Annotated in this window: 10 protein-coding genes; all 10 read left to right on the forward strand. The window is 43.1% G+C overall.

Annotation, left to right across the window (positions count from 1 at the left end):
• Window positions 1-53 precede the first annotated feature (53 nt).
• Window positions 54-1412, forward strand: coding sequence for a glucuronyl esterase domain-containing protein (locus tag QWY93_RS13825; protein ID WP_290248938.1), 1359 nt, complete (start codon window positions 54-56; stop codon window positions 1410-1412).
• 27 nt (window positions 1413-1439) lie between these two features.
• Window positions 1440-2399 (forward strand): glycoside hydrolase family 43 protein, encoded by a 960-nt coding sequence (locus tag QWY93_RS13830; protein WP_290248939.1) that lies wholly within the window; start codon window positions 1440-1442, stop codon window positions 2397-2399.
• A gap of 24 nt (window positions 2400-2423) precedes the next feature.
• On the forward strand, window positions 2424-3275 hold the full coding sequence (locus QWY93_RS13835; RefSeq protein WP_290248941.1) for a sialate O-acetylesterase: 852 nt from the start codon (window positions 2424-2426) through the stop codon (window positions 3273-3275).
• 4 nt (window positions 3276-3279) lie between these two features.
• Entirely contained in the window at window positions 3280-5208 is a 1929-nt protein-coding gene (locus QWY93_RS13840) for an alpha/beta hydrolase-fold protein (RefSeq protein ID WP_290248942.1), read from the forward strand.
• Between the two features lie 169 nt (window positions 5209-5377).
• Entirely contained in the window at window positions 5378-7333 is a 1956-nt protein-coding gene (locus QWY93_RS13845) for a glycoside hydrolase family 97 protein (protein ID WP_290248943.1), read from the forward strand.
• Between the two features lie 24 nt (window positions 7334-7357).
• Window positions 7358-7621, forward strand: a complete 264-nt coding sequence (locus QWY93_RS13850) for a hypothetical protein (RefSeq protein WP_290248944.1) — start codon at window positions 7358-7360, stop codon at window positions 7619-7621.
• Window positions 7622-7643: 22 nt separating this feature from the next.
• The gene (locus QWY93_RS13855; RefSeq protein WP_290248945.1) at window positions 7644-8984 is read left to right on the forward strand and encodes a glycoside hydrolase family 43 protein; all 1341 of its coding nucleotides are present in this window, start codon (window positions 7644-7646) and stop codon (window positions 8982-8984) included.
• A gap of 248 nt (window positions 8985-9232) precedes the next feature.
• Window positions 9233-11167: a glycoside hydrolase family 97 protein gene (locus tag QWY93_RS13860; protein WP_290248946.1), complete on the forward strand. Its 1935-nt coding sequence runs from the start codon at window positions 9233-9235 to the stop codon at window positions 11165-11167.
• Between the two features lie 12 nt (window positions 11168-11179).
• Window positions 11180-12541 (forward strand): glycoside hydrolase family 43 protein, encoded by a 1362-nt coding sequence (locus QWY93_RS13865; RefSeq protein ID WP_290248948.1) that lies wholly within the window; start codon window positions 11180-11182, stop codon window positions 12539-12541.
• A 13-nt stretch (window positions 12542-12554) separates the two neighbouring features.
• Window positions 12555-13928: a glycoside hydrolase family 43 protein gene (locus QWY93_RS13870; RefSeq protein ID WP_290248949.1), complete on the forward strand. Its 1374-nt coding sequence runs from the start codon at window positions 12555-12557 to the stop codon at window positions 13926-13928.
• Window positions 13929-14059 lie beyond the last annotated feature (131 nt).

Genomic DNA, 14059 nt, shown 5'->3' on the forward strand with positions numbered 1-14059 from the left:
TACTGATCATGCGATATAATAAAAATAGGCCGAATAGGAAGGAGCTTTTGCTAATGGCATCAATCCTGGTTTTGAATGTCTTGTCACTGATGGACAATGGACTTCAGGCCCAAGGTTTGGACCGCGATAGCCTTAATAGGCAGACCCAGCTGGACTACGAAGAGATGAAACAAAAGCTGGGACTTAAAGCTGAAATGCGTCCAGGCCCTTCCGGAGATCTCAGTGCACCTAATGCAGCAAATACTGATGAATCTAAAGTGAGGAAATATACTTTGCCAGATCCTTTGGTGTCAAATGAGGGGGACCTGATTACATCAGATGATGCTTGGTGGAAGATAAGAAGACCCCAAATCCTCAAGTATTTGAAAACGGAAATGTATGGAGCTCTTCCAGATATCTTGCCTTCTGTGACCTGGCAGGTGGTTGCTGAGAATGATACAGTAATTGCAAACTATCCGGTAACCGAGAAGTTGCTTATCGGTAAAGTGGACAATGCTTCCTTTCCCGAAATAGATGTGGAGATTGAACTTCTGGTGGGAATACCTACAGCAGCTGCCAAAGCAGTACCGGTTGTAATGGAGTTTGGGTTTATCCGCTGGCCATTTGGCAGTCCTCCTGCGGAGCCTAATAGTTATTTTATTTCTCCTTATGAACCTCGCTGGAAACAGCAACTACTTACCAAAGGATGGGGATACGCTATTCTGGTTCCTTCCAGCATTCAGGCTGACCACGGAGCAGGGTTAAGGTCAGGTATCATAGGATTGGCCAACAAGGGCAAATTCCGGAACCCAAAACAATGGGGAGCCTTAAGGGCTTGGGCATGGGGAGCCAGCAGGGCCATGGATTATTTCGAGTCAGATCCTGTTGTAGATGCTTCCAGAATCGGTATTGAAGGAACTTCACGATATGGGAAAGCAGCATTGGTTACCATGGCATTTGACGACCGGTTTGCGCTTGGGTTTATAGGCTCTTCCGGAGCAGGTGGTGCATCAATCCTGAGAAGGAACTTTGGTGAGCAGGTAGAAAACTTGGCCTCATCGGCTGAATACCATTGGTTTTGTGGGAATTTCCTGAAATATGCCAGTGACCTTACCGTGGACGATCTTCCAATAGATGCCCATTCCTTAGTGGCGCTTTGTGCACCAAGGCCTGTGTTTATAAGTGCAGGTTCGCCTTTTATAGAAGGACAGTGGGTGGATGCCAAAGGAATGTTTTTGAGCGGAGTCCATGCAAGTCCTGTTTATGAGCTTTTGGGGAAGAAAGGATTTACCTCTTCGGATTTTCCGGAAATGGGCACTTCAATGACTGAAGGGGAGATTGCATTCAGGCAACACGCAGGAGGCCATTCCACTGGCCCCAACTGGAGCACTTGGATCGCTTGGGCCTCCCGTTATTGGAATCAATTTAAATAAAGAAATAATATTTTAAGCAAATAAAAAATGAAACAGATATTCCGCTTAACCTTTCTTTTTTGTGTTGTAGTGTTGGGGAAATCTTATGGCCAGAACCCTATCATCCGTGAGGTTTTTACGGCAGACCCGGCACCGATTGTCTATAATGATACGGTCTTTTTATATACCAGCCATGATACAGCAAGTGTAGATGCTACCAATTACCAAATGAAAGATTGGTTGGTTTTTTCTTCCACTGATATGGTTAACTGGACCAATCATGGGGCTCCACTTTCTCCAAAGTCTTTCTCATGGGCCACGGGTGATGCATATGCGGCCCATTGTATTGAAAGAGATGGTAAGTTTTACTGGTATGTATCCACTTTTCATAAAAAGGATGAAAATAGTGGCGGCGGTGCGGCCATAGGAGTGGCAGTTGCTGACAGTCCTACAGGCCCTTTTAAGGATGCTTTAGGAAAGGCTTTGATTGTTAATGAAATGACTACTGATAACGAACATGGTTGGGATGATATTGACCCGGCAGTTTTTATTGATGATGATGGTCAGGCTTATCTCTATTGGGGCAACGGAAGCTGTAAATGGGCCAAGCTCAAAGACAATATGGTCGAATTGGACGGTCCTATTCACCACTTTAAACCAAAGCATTTTATAGAAGGCCCTTGGGTATACAAAAGGAAAGACCTGTATTACTTAGTATATGCAAGTGCCGGTACCCAACCTGAAATGATAGAATACTGTACCGCTTCAAATCCTGAAGGGCCTTGGACCTATCAAGGGATAATTATGGACAATGTCCCCAATAGTTTTACGGTTCATCCTGGGATTGTGAGTTATAAGGGGAAGGATTATTTCTTTTACCATAATGGGGTGTTGCCTACAGGAGGAAGTTATCGACGTTCGATCTGTGTAGACTATATGCACTACAACCCAGATGGCACCATTCAAAAAGTGAAGCAAACTCAACAAGGGGTAATGTCGGCAAATTAATCATTGAAGCAAACGATCAAACCAATGAACACGAAATTGAGATGGATTCCTTTGACCTTGGTCCTTATGGTCATAGGGTTTTCAAGCCAAGCACAAGACAAGAATTTTTACATATTTCTGGCTTTTGGCCAGTCCAATATGGAAGGAGCTGCAAAGTTTGAGGAACAGGATATGGACGTGGACCCGAGATTTCAGGTGCTGCAGTCTATCGATTGTCCTGACCTGAATAGAGAAAAGGGAAATTGGTATCCTGCAATTCCCCCTTTGACCAGATGCCATACAGGGCTTACCCCTGTGGATTATTTTGGAAGGACTTTGGTGGAGAATCTCCCTGACAGCATACGGGTAGGGGTGATCAATGTGTCTGTGGGAGGATGTAGAATTGAGCTTTTTGAAAAAGACAAGTATAAAGCCTACGTGGAAACAGCCCCTGACTGGCTTAAAAACATGGTCAAAGAATATGACGGAAACCCTTACCATCATTTGGTAGAACTGGCAAAAACGGCACAAAATGATGGGGTCATCAGAGGAATTCTACTTCATCAAGGGGAGTCCAATACAGGGGATAAAGACTGGCCACAAAAAGTAAAAGGAGTATATCAAAATCTACTGGCTGACTTGGGCTTGGCTTCAGAAGAAGTTCCTTTATTGGCTGGTGAAATGGTCAGTGCAGCGCAAGGGGGAAAATGCGCCAGTATGAATTCCATCATTGCTACCTTACCTGAAGTGATCCCCAATGCAAAAGTGATTTCATCTAAAGATTGTGAGGCAGTTTCCGATGGACTACATTTTTCAGCAGCAGGATACAGGAAACTTGGTAGACGATATGGAGCGCAAATGCTTTCGATTTTAGAAAACCAATCTTTTAATAGATAAAAGGATGAAAAAGATAAAAAAGATAAATTTATTTTTGGTCTTGATGTTTTGCGGAATGATTGCATGTATGGCGCAAAACATCACAAAAGAAGCGCCTGAAGGATTTGACAGGGAGCAAAGAGGGATTCCAAAAGGAAAACTGGATACCATCCAATATGCCTCCAAAACTGTAGGTACAGTCCGGAATGCAGTGGTTTATACACCGCCCAATTTTTCGAAAAAAGAAAGATACCCTGTCTTGTATCTTTTGCACGGCATAGGAGGGGATGAAACCGAATGGCTGCGGGGAGGGAAACCACAGGTGATCTTGGACAATCTTAATGCTAAGGGCGAATTGGAACCAATGATCGTGGTCATGCCCAATGGCCGAGCAATGAAAGACGACCGGGCCACAGGCAATATTATGGCCAAAGACAAAGTGGAGGCTTTTGCCACCTTTGAAGATGATTTGTTAAAAGACCTGATTCCATTTATTGAAAAGGAATATCCGGTCAAGAAAAACCGGGAGCACCGTGCCATTGCAGGACTTTCTATGGGAGGTGGGCAAACCCTGAATTTCGGCTTGGGAAATTTAGATCAGTTTGCCTGGGTAGGCAGTTTTTCGGCCGCTCCTAATACCAAAAGTCCGGAAGATTTGGTGCCTGACCCAACCAAAACAAAAGAAATGCTCCATCTCCTTTGGATTTCCTGTGGGGATGAGGATGGGCTTCTTCGTTTCAGTGAGCGAACACATGAGTATCTGATCGAGCATGATGTCCCCCATATCTATTATATAGAACCGGGAGGGCATGATTTCAAAGTATGGAAAAATGGACTTTATATGTTTTCCAGGCTATTGTTCAAGCCGGTGGACCAGGCAAAATTTAATCAATACAGTCCTTTGGGCACCCCTGCGGCGACCAATATAAGAGGAGCGAAATACCCACAGCTTTTGCCGGATAACAGTGCCATTTTTAAAGTAAGAGCTCCGGAAGCCCATAAAGTGCAGCTTGACCTTGGAAGAAAATATGATATGAGCAAAAACAGCGAAGGCATTTGGGAGGTGACCACTGATCCGCTTGGTGAAGGGTTCCATTATTATTCCCTTGTGATAGATGGTGTGGCCTTGGCTGACCCGGCAAGTGAGGCATTTTATGGGATGGGTAGAATGGCTAGTGGGATTGAAGTGCCATTTGAAGGAGACGATTATTATGCAGTAAAAGATGTACCCCACGGGGAAATTAGACAAGTCCGGTATTATTCCACCGTCTTAAGATCATGGAGAAGATTTTTTCTTTATACCCCTCCTGGATATAATGACAATCCAAAAGAGGATTTTCCTGTGCTCTATATCCTGCATGGTGGTGGAGAAGATGAAAGAGGATGGGCACAACAGGGAAAGACCGATTTGATTTTGGACAACCTTATTGCCGAAGGAAAAGCAAAACCCATGCTAGTGGTTATGCCCGACGGGAATATGCCGGTTCCGGCGTTTGAAGAGCGGGGCCTCCAAATGTTTGAAAGTGAGCTCAAGGAAGCCATTATCCCATTTGTGGAAAATAAGTACAAGGTTAAAGCGAATGCTGAAAGCCGAGCTTTAGCGGGTCTGTCCATGGGCGGGATACAGACACTCTATGCAGGGATCAATAATACCGATCTATTCGCCTATCTGGGGGTGTTCAGTTCAGGGTGGATTACCCAGCGGCAGAAGGATATCGCAGAAGGGCAATACAATTTTATGCGTCAAAATGCGAATCAAATTAATCAAGACCTGAAGCTTTTTTGGATTGCTATGGGAGGTAAAGAGGATATCGCTTACCGGAATTGCCAAACTATGCTTACCAAATTCGATGAAATGGACATTGATTTCACCTACAGTGAATATCCAGGCGGACATACTTGGCCTGTCTGGAGAAATAATCTATACAGTATTGCCCCATTGCTATTTCAATAAGGAGTATGAAAGGCTGATCAAGAACCTGGTTTGAAATACATGAATCACGAAAAATTGAATAATAAGCTTTTAATATTGGCCCTTTGGTTTCAATTGTCTTATCTGAATTTCCCTCAATACAAAAGCTGAATTCCTCAAGAGTGAATATTAAAATGGATAATAAAGACAAATGTTAAGTAATTACTTAAAAACTTATAAAATGGTAAGGACGGGTATGGTTATCCTGTTTGCTCTTGTGTCTTTTTTCGCAACTGCACAAAAGTTTTCCATAACCTCTCCAAACCAGAAAATTAAAGTAAGAATATTTCAACACCTGAATGGAGGAGAGGGTAGCTGGTACTTAAAGGTCAACTATCAAGTTAATGATCAGTTCATAGAAATTATTCCCCAGATTGACCTTGGACTGAAAAGGAGTGATCAGGATTTTTCAAAAGATCTAAAGTTGATTAAGAAAAGTGCCATTCACACCATAAAGGAGGATTACAATGCCATTCATGGTAAACGTCTACACCGAACTAACTCGGCTAATGAGGGGATAGTTTTTTTTGAAAATGCTGAAGGGGCCAAAATGAATGTGGTCATTAGGGCATATGATGATGGAGTGGCATTTCAATATGACTTTCCAGATAAGGAAGGCACTTTCGTGGTAATGGAGGAGCTTACTTCATATACTATTCCGGATAGTACAACCCGCTGGCTGGAGAAGTTTAATCCTGCGAATGAAGGTTACTATCGCAAGATGAAGGATGGACAGCTACAGCAAGATTGGGCATATCCGGCCCTTTTTCAGACAACTGATAGTACCGCTTACTATTTGATCCATGAGGCGGGACTTGGAAGGAGTTATTGTGGTACCAAACTTAGTAATCAAGCAAGAGGTAATCAATATAAACTGACATTTCCAGATGAATGGAATGGAAGAGGACAGGGAGACCGGGAGCCCACGGTTACACTTCCGTGGAAATCCCCGTGGAGAGTGATTGTGATTGGTAGTCTTGCTGATATTGTAGAGTCCACATTAGTGGATGATGTTTCACCACCTTCGGTAGTGCAAAAAACCGATTGGATTCAGCCTGGAAAAGTTTCTTGGAATTATTGGTCGCATAACCACGGCACAAAAGATTATAAGGTGGTTTGTGATTTTGCTGATTTGGCCGCCAGAATGGAATGGCCTTATACACTATTGGATTGGGAATGGGACGCCATGGGTAATGGAGGCAAGCTTGAAGATGCCTTGAATTATATTCATTCTTTGGGAGTAAAGCCACTGATTTGGTACAATTCAGGAGGTGACCACACTTGGGTTGAAGCTACCCCCAAAGACCGAATGCTTACCCATGAAAACCGGGCAAAAGAATTTTCTAAGCTCAAGGAAATGGGAATAGTGGGGGTGAAGGTGGATTTCTTCGAAAGTGAAAAGCAGGACATGATCAACTATTATCTGGACATTATTGAAGATGCTGCTGAACATGAGATCATGGTATATTTTCATGGATGTCTCGTGCCGAGGGGCTGGGGTAGAACTTATCCCCACCTGATGACTTACGAAGGGGTCAGAGGTGCTGAATGGTACAATAATGTGCCAGATTTCACCTATGAGGCGCCAGAACATAATACCATCCTTCCATTTACTAGAAATGTAGTAGGCTCGATGGACTATACACCGATTACTTTTACCAATTCCCAACATCCCCACATTACCTCATATGGCCATGAACTGGCACTGGGAGTATTGTTTGAGTCAGCATTGCAGCATATGGCAGATCGACCTGATGGATACGATGAACTGCCTGACGCTGCCAAAACCTTACTTATGGATTTACCTGTGGTTTGGGATGAAACTAAATTACTTGATGGGTATCCTGGACGAGATGTCATTATGGCCAGAGAAAGAGGAGGGGTCTGGTACATTGGGGGAATCAATGCCGAGAATAGAGAAAAACGAAAGAACATTGACCTTGATTTTTTACCCAATGGGATATCCTATAAGCTGACGCTAATTGCTGATGGTGATCATGACAAGGCATTGTCTACACAATATATGGTTGTGGAGCATGCTGATAAAATCCAGGTTAAGATGCTCCCAAGAGGTGGTTTTACGGCCTTGCTGAAACCGTTGAATTAACAATTTGAAACCATAATAAAGACCATGAGAAGTATACCTTTCTTTTTAACCTTAATAACACTAATTGCTTCATGTGGGCAAAAGCCTGGCAAATATCAATTATTTGATGAACGCCTAACCATTGAGTTGGATGAAGGTTTAAGAGAAAAGCCAGGCAGCAGAAAAATGGTTGCTGACTCGGTAATGGGGGAACCCTGCTTTTTGACCGAGCAAACTTTCAGAATCACTTGGGTGGATCAGCAAGGCACTGATACAGAAACGAGCTTACTGACTTATAAGGGAGCTTAGACAATAATAGCTAAATAAATTAATGATGATTAGATTTAAAATTTTCGCTACAATTTTTATTTGGAATGTATTGGCATTTACAGGCTTGGCTCAGGAGTCGATTAAACAAAAGCCAATTATTCAAAGCAAATTTACAGCTGATCCAGCACCTATGGTTTATAATGATACGGTATTTTTATACACCTCCCATGACGAAGATGATGCTGAAGGTTTCAAAATGCTTGATTGGTTGCTTTACACCACTACAGACATGGTCAATTGGACCGAACATGGAGCTGTGGCTTCACTGAAGGATTTCTCTTGGGCAAGACAGGATAATGGAGCGTGGGCGGTCCAATGTATTGAGAGGAATGGGAAATTTTATCTTTATTGCCCGATGCATGGGGGAGGAATAGGGGTGTTGGTGTCGGATAATCCCTATGGTCCATTTAAAGATCCACTTGGGAAAAGATTGATTGAAACTGACCATATCTGGAATGATATCGACCCTTCTCCATTTATCGATGATGATGGACAAGCATACCTCTACTGGGGTAATCCCGATATATATTATGTAAAACTTAATGAGGATATGATTTCCTATTCGGGTGGGGTCATTAAGGAACCTTCCAAGCCTGATAATTATCAAGAAGGCCCTTGGGTATGGAAACGTAACGGCCATTATTATATGGCTTATGCCTCTACTTGTTGCCCAGAGGGCATAGGTTATGCAATGAGCGATTCACCTTCAGGCCCTTGGGAATATAAGGGTATGATTATGGATGCTTCTGAAAAAACAAGAGGTAACCATCCAGGGATCATTGATTATAAGGGTGAATCCTATGTTTTCGGACATAGTTATGACCTGCTCAAGCATGAAACTTCGACATTCTATGAGAGGAGGTCAGTGGATTTGGATGAGATGCAATACAATGCGGACGGAACTATAAGGAACCGCCATTATTGGTCAATAGAGGGGCCTGATCAGGTCGTTTCTTTTAATCCTTTTCATTGGGTAGAAGCGGAGACTATGGCCTGGAGCAAAGGAGTGAAATCGAAAAAAGATACCTTAACAGGTGTTTTTGTGAGCCAGATCCATAATGGGGATTTCATACAAGTAAGTGGGGTTGATTTTGCTGAGGGAGCGATGAAGTTTGAAGCAAATGTGGCTCCTCTTCTGGGGGGGCAGGTAGATATCCGGTTGGATGATAAGGATGGAACCCTTATTGGTGTCTGCGAAATCGAAAATACTGGGGGGGAGAATGTGTGGAATACTTTTGAAACAAAAGTGGAAAAGATAACCGGTGTGCATGACTTATTTTTCGTGTTTCGTGGAAGAGAAGGGGAACTATTCAAGTTCGATTCATGGAGGTTCATCAAGTGAGGATTTATATACATTGTAAATTTTTGGGTTTAGTGGCTACCTTCTTTCTGCTAAGTTAGGTGAAATGAGAAAGGCTTATACCGAACCTGTTGAGGGCAAGGTCAATAGGTATTGATTCAATGAAAACTTGAGATTTAATTGTTGGGAACCAAATAGTTGAAAATAATGAAAAGTTCCTGATAGAACTAAATAATAATGATCTTTCCTACAGGAATAATAACATTAATTTAAAAAATAATCCTAATAATATGAGAATAATTTTTGTTGTTTGTTGCATGTTGATAAACACTGCACTCTATTCACAAAATAAAATAACTGTCTCCAGTCCCAATGGACTACTTGAGGTGAAAGTGTCAATGGATGATGGAATTTCAATGTATTCAGTGAATTATAAGGGAATAGTTATGTTGGAAAACTCTCCTTTGGGGCTTTTGACCAATGAAGGGGATTTCACTTCCAATTTGAGCTTTGTCGATGCTTCTACAGATGAGATCAACAACCATTATACCCAAGATAAGATCAAGACTTCCTTTGTAAAGTACCAGGCCAACACCTTGACTTATACGGTCAAGAATGAGGAAGGAAAGCAAATTGCTTTTCACTTTCAGGTAAGTGATCATGATATCGCATTTCGGTATGAACTGCCCAAATGGGGAGATACCAGGGCAACGGTAGTGGAGCGGGAAGTGACCGGGTTTAGGTTTCCTTCAGCTACTACCGCCTTTCTCTCTTCCATGATGAAGCCGATGACGGGTTTTGCCCGTACGGCGCCCAGCTATGAAAGTGGCTATGTGACGGATGTGGCTTTGGAAAGCACCACAGCGGAATATGGCTATGTTTTTCCTGGCCTTTTTAAAATCGGGGAAAATGGATGGGTACTGCTGTCCGAAACGGGGGTTGGAAGTAATTACAATGGATCCCACCTCAGCAGTTTTAAGGATGGGCTTTACACCATTGAATATCCCCAAATGGAGCAAAATAATGGCTTTGGCAGCACGGGGGCACAAATAGGTCTTCCGGGCTTTACTCCATGGCGCACCATTACAGTTGGGAAAACGCTCAAGCCGATTGTGGAAACCACCATTCCTTTTGATGTGGTGGAGCCGCTGTATGAGGCCTCTCAAGCTTATCAATATGGGAAAGGCAGTTGGAGCTGGATCGTATGGCAGGACAACAGTATGAATTATGAAGATCAGGTGAAGTACATCGATTTGGCCGCGGCCATGGATTTTGAATATATCCTGATCGATGCCTGGTGGGATGAAAGAATTGGCTATGAAAAGATGGAAAAACTGATCAACTACGCCAATTCAAAAGATGTGGATGTATTCCTTTGGTACAATTCCAACGGTACGGCCAATGATGCTTTTCAGACACCCTTGAACAAAATGAACACCTCCTTCGCCAGGAAAAAGGAAATGAAATGGCTGAAGGAAGCAGGGGTGAAAGGATTGAAAGTGGACTTCTTCGGTGGGGATAAGCAGGAAACCATGCGGCTATATGAAGACATCTTGGTGGATGCCAATGACCATGGCTTAATGGTGATTTTCCATGGGACCACACTTCCGAGAGGCTGGGAGAGAATGTATCCCAATTTTGTAGGAAGTGAAGCTGTCCTGGCTTCGGAAATGCTCATATTTTCCCAAGGTGTCCGAGAGAAAGAAGCATTTTATGCCTCATTGCATCCCTTTATAAGAAATGCAGTGTGCAGCATGGAGTTTGGAGGGATTTTGCTCAATAAATTTCTTAACAGGGGAAATAAACAAGGCCAAGAGCGCTTGACCACGGATAGCTTTCAATTGGCCACCGGGGTACTATTTCAAAATCCTGTTCAGATGTTTGGATTAACGCCAAACAACCTATCGGATGTGCCAGTATTTGAACTGGACCTTTTAAGAAAACTGCCCACTACCTGGGATGAAACGGTCTTTATTGATGGATATCCGGGCAAATACAGCGTCCTGGCGCGAAGAAGTGGCAAGCATTGGTATATCGCAGGAGTCAATGCAGAAAATACTGCCAAGACTTTGAAAATCGATCTTCCAATGCTCAAAGGGCAGGAGGTCTCCTTGTACAATGACGATAAAGAAATACAGCCCACACTCCAAACTGTGAAAGTTGGGAAAAATGGGGAATTGACTGTTACGGTCCAGCCAAGGGGAGGCTTTGTGTTAACTCACTAATTGATCTATGAAATGAAAAGAATCTGCAAGAAATTGACATTATCAGTATTAATGATAGGAGCAGTTTTTCTGACAGCCAAGGCCCAAAATCCGGTAATCCAAACAAAATTCACCGCTGATCCCGCTCCGATGGTCCATAATGATACCGTTTTTCTATATACCGGTCATGACGAGGATGATGCATTTGGCTTTAAAATGCATACCTGGTTGCTCTACACATCGACCGATATGGTCAATTGGACCGAGCATGGAGCGGTGGCATCGCTAAAAGATTTTGAATGGGTTCCGCATGAAAATGGAGCTTGGGCAGCCCACAGTATAGAGCGTAATGGGAAATTCTATCTCTACTGTCCTGTACCTGGTGGAGTAGGTATAGGTGTTTTAGTTTCTGACAGTCCTTATGGGCCGTTCAAAGACCCCATTGGAAAACCTTTAATTAAAAAAAGTGAACATGATATTGATCCAGCGGTGTTTATTGACGATGATGGACAGGCTTACCTTTATTGGGGAAATCCTGAGGTTTACTATGTGAAATTGAACGAGGATATGATTTCTTACTCGGAAGAGATTATTCAAGATCCTTCAACTCCGGATAATTACCAGGAAGGTCCTTGGGTTTGGAAAAGAAACGGACATTATTATCTGTCTTATGCCTCAACCTGTTGTCCTGAGGGCATCGGTTATGCCATGAGTAATTCTCCCACTGGGCCGTGGGAGTACAAGGGTATGATCATGGACGGGGACAAACGTTCAAACGGAAACCATCCAGGAATTATTGACTACAAAGGTAAGTCCTATGTGTTTGGGTTCAATTATAACATTTTGAAACAAACCATGTCAAAGCATTATGAAAGGCGGTCTATTTGTGTTGAAGAATTGAGCTACAATGCTGATGGGACCATTCAGAAGCACCCTTTCTGGTCCAGAAATGTGGAACAAGTCAGTACTTTAAACCCATACAACCGTGTTGAAGCCGAAACCATGGCCTGGAGTGAAGGAGTAAAAACCGAATTTGCCACGGAATGGGAACGAAACATTTCCTGGGACAAAGGAAAAAAGGTAGCGGAAAGGTTGTTTGCGACTTCAATTCATAATGGAGATTATATCAAAGTGCAAGGTGTGGATTTTTCCGATGGCCCAAAGGCGATTGAGGTAAGTGTTGCTTCATTGTATGGAGGGAAAATTGAACTTCGTGTCGATAATATTGATGGGCCCTTAATAGGAATAGTTAACATAGATGTTAAAGGTCAGGGTGATATATGGAAGACCATGACCTCACCGGTAAGTGATATTAAGGATGTCCATGACCTGTTCTTTGTTTTTAGAGGAGAAAAGGACTTGTTCAATTTGGACTGGTGGAAATTTACTAAATAAAAGATCCTGATTAATGATGAAATTTCTTTTCAGAATACTCACAATATCCGTGCTTATTACAGGTACGGGTATTCTACAAACAAAAGCACAAAACCCTATCATTCAGACCTCATATACCGCGGATCCCGCGCCTATGGTGTACAATGATAAAGTCTATTTATACACTTCCCATGATGAGGATAATTCAACCTGGTTTACCATGAATGACTGGAGACTGTACACAACTGAAGATATGGTCAACTGGACAGATCATGGGGCAGTGTTGTCCTATAAGGATTTTAGTTGGGGCAAGATGAATGCCTGGGCACCTCAGTGTATAGAACGGGGCGGGAAATTCTACATGTATGTTCCGATTACCGATAGAAACAATAAAAACGGCATTGGGGTGGCATTAGCGGACAGCCCTTATGGCCCTTTTATTGATCCTTTGGGCAAACCTTTGATCAGCAATAGTATGGCTGATATAGACCCGACTGTTTTTGTGGATGATGATGGTCAGGCTTACCTGATGTGGGGAAACCCGGTATGTTATTATGTGAAACTGAATGAGGATATGATTTCTCTTGAAGGGGAGATTGGACAGTTTCCCAATACGATAGCAGCTTTTGGCAAACGGGAAGGCAAAGAGGATCCACGCCGCCCCACGACCTATGAGGAGGGGCCCTGGTTGTATAAAAGAAATGACCTCTACTATTTGCTTTTCGCGGCAGGTCCATTACCCGAACATATAGGATATTCGACCAGCCCCAGTCCGACAGGTCCTTGGAAATACCAAGGTGTTTTGATGCCTACAGAAGGAAGGAGCTTTACCAACCATCCTGGCATAGTAGATTTCAAGGGGAAAACCTATTTGTTCTACCATAATGGTGCTTTGCCTGGAGGAAGCGGCTTTACGCGGTCTGTCTGTGTTGATGAGGTGAAGTTCAATGAGGACGGCACCATTGTTCCCATGAAAATGACAGCAGGCATCAGCAAGAGTTTGGGAACAATCAATCCTTATATCAAAAATGAAGCGGAGACCATTGCTTGGTCGGAAGGGGTAAAAGCCAATAAGAATGAGGTAGTTGGGAATTTTATTATTGCCACCAAAAACGAGGCCTATACCCAAGTAAAGGAGGTAGATTTTCGTGATAACGGTCCTGCTGAATTTACGGCAAGGGTAGGGACTGTCCACAATGGCAATGTAAGCATGGAGATCAGACTTGACAGTTTGGACGGGGAGCTATTGGGTACGGTGAATATTCCTTTAACGGGCGGAGATGACAGGTGGTCTTTGGTGTCCACCGAAGTAAATCAGGTGGAAGGTGTCCATGACCTGTATTTTGTTTTCAAAGGAAAAGCACCCAATAATATCCTGTATTTCGACTATTGGAGGTTTTCGGATTGAGGCATTGCCGGATGACAGGTGTAATGGGACCGAAGGCGGAAGACCGAAGCAAGGACTTAGGCCTTCCAGGTTTGTATATACCCATTAAACAAACCTGGCAGGTCTGCAACGAGAGCCTAAACGAGCGGACA

The organism is Echinicola jeungdonensis, assembly GCF_030409905.1.
In the GTDB taxonomy this organism is placed as follows: domain Bacteria; phylum Bacteroidota; class Bacteroidia; order Cytophagales; family Cyclobacteriaceae; genus Echinicola; species Echinicola jeungdonensis.

Bases quoted from the DNA above. Each gene is read 5' to 3' on its own strand.
- QWY93_RS13825 (WP_290248938.1), top strand. From the start codon at position 54: ATGGCATCAATCCTGGTTTTGAATGTCTTGTCACTGATGGACAATGGA.
- QWY93_RS13830 (WP_290248939.1), top strand. From the start codon at position 1,440: ATGAAACAGATATTCCGCTTAACCTTTCTTTTTTGTGTTGTAGTGTTG.
- QWY93_RS13835 (WP_290248941.1), top strand. From the start codon at position 2,424: ATGAACACGAAATTGAGATGGATTCCTTTGACCTTGGTCCTTATGGTC.
- QWY93_RS13840 (WP_290248942.1), top strand. From the start codon at position 3,280: ATGAAAAAGATAAAAAAGATAAATTTATTTTTGGTCTTGATGTTTTGC.
- QWY93_RS13845 (WP_290248943.1), top strand. From the start codon at position 5,378: ATGTTAAGTAATTACTTAAAAACTTATAAAATGGTAAGGACGGGTATG.
- QWY93_RS13850 (WP_290248944.1), top strand. From the start codon at position 7,358: ATGAGAAGTATACCTTTCTTTTTAACCTTAATAACACTAATTGCTTCA.
- QWY93_RS13855 (WP_290248945.1), top strand. From the start codon at position 7,644: ATGATGATTAGATTTAAAATTTTCGCTACAATTTTTATTTGGAATGTA.
- QWY93_RS13860 (WP_290248946.1), top strand. From the start codon at position 9,233: ATGAGAATAATTTTTGTTGTTTGTTGCATGTTGATAAACACTGCACTC.
- QWY93_RS13865 (WP_290248948.1), top strand. From the start codon at position 11,180: ATGAAAAGAATCTGCAAGAAATTGACATTATCAGTATTAATGATAGGA.
- QWY93_RS13870 (WP_290248949.1), top strand. From the start codon at position 12,555: ATGATGAAATTTCTTTTCAGAATACTCACAATATCCGTGCTTATTACA.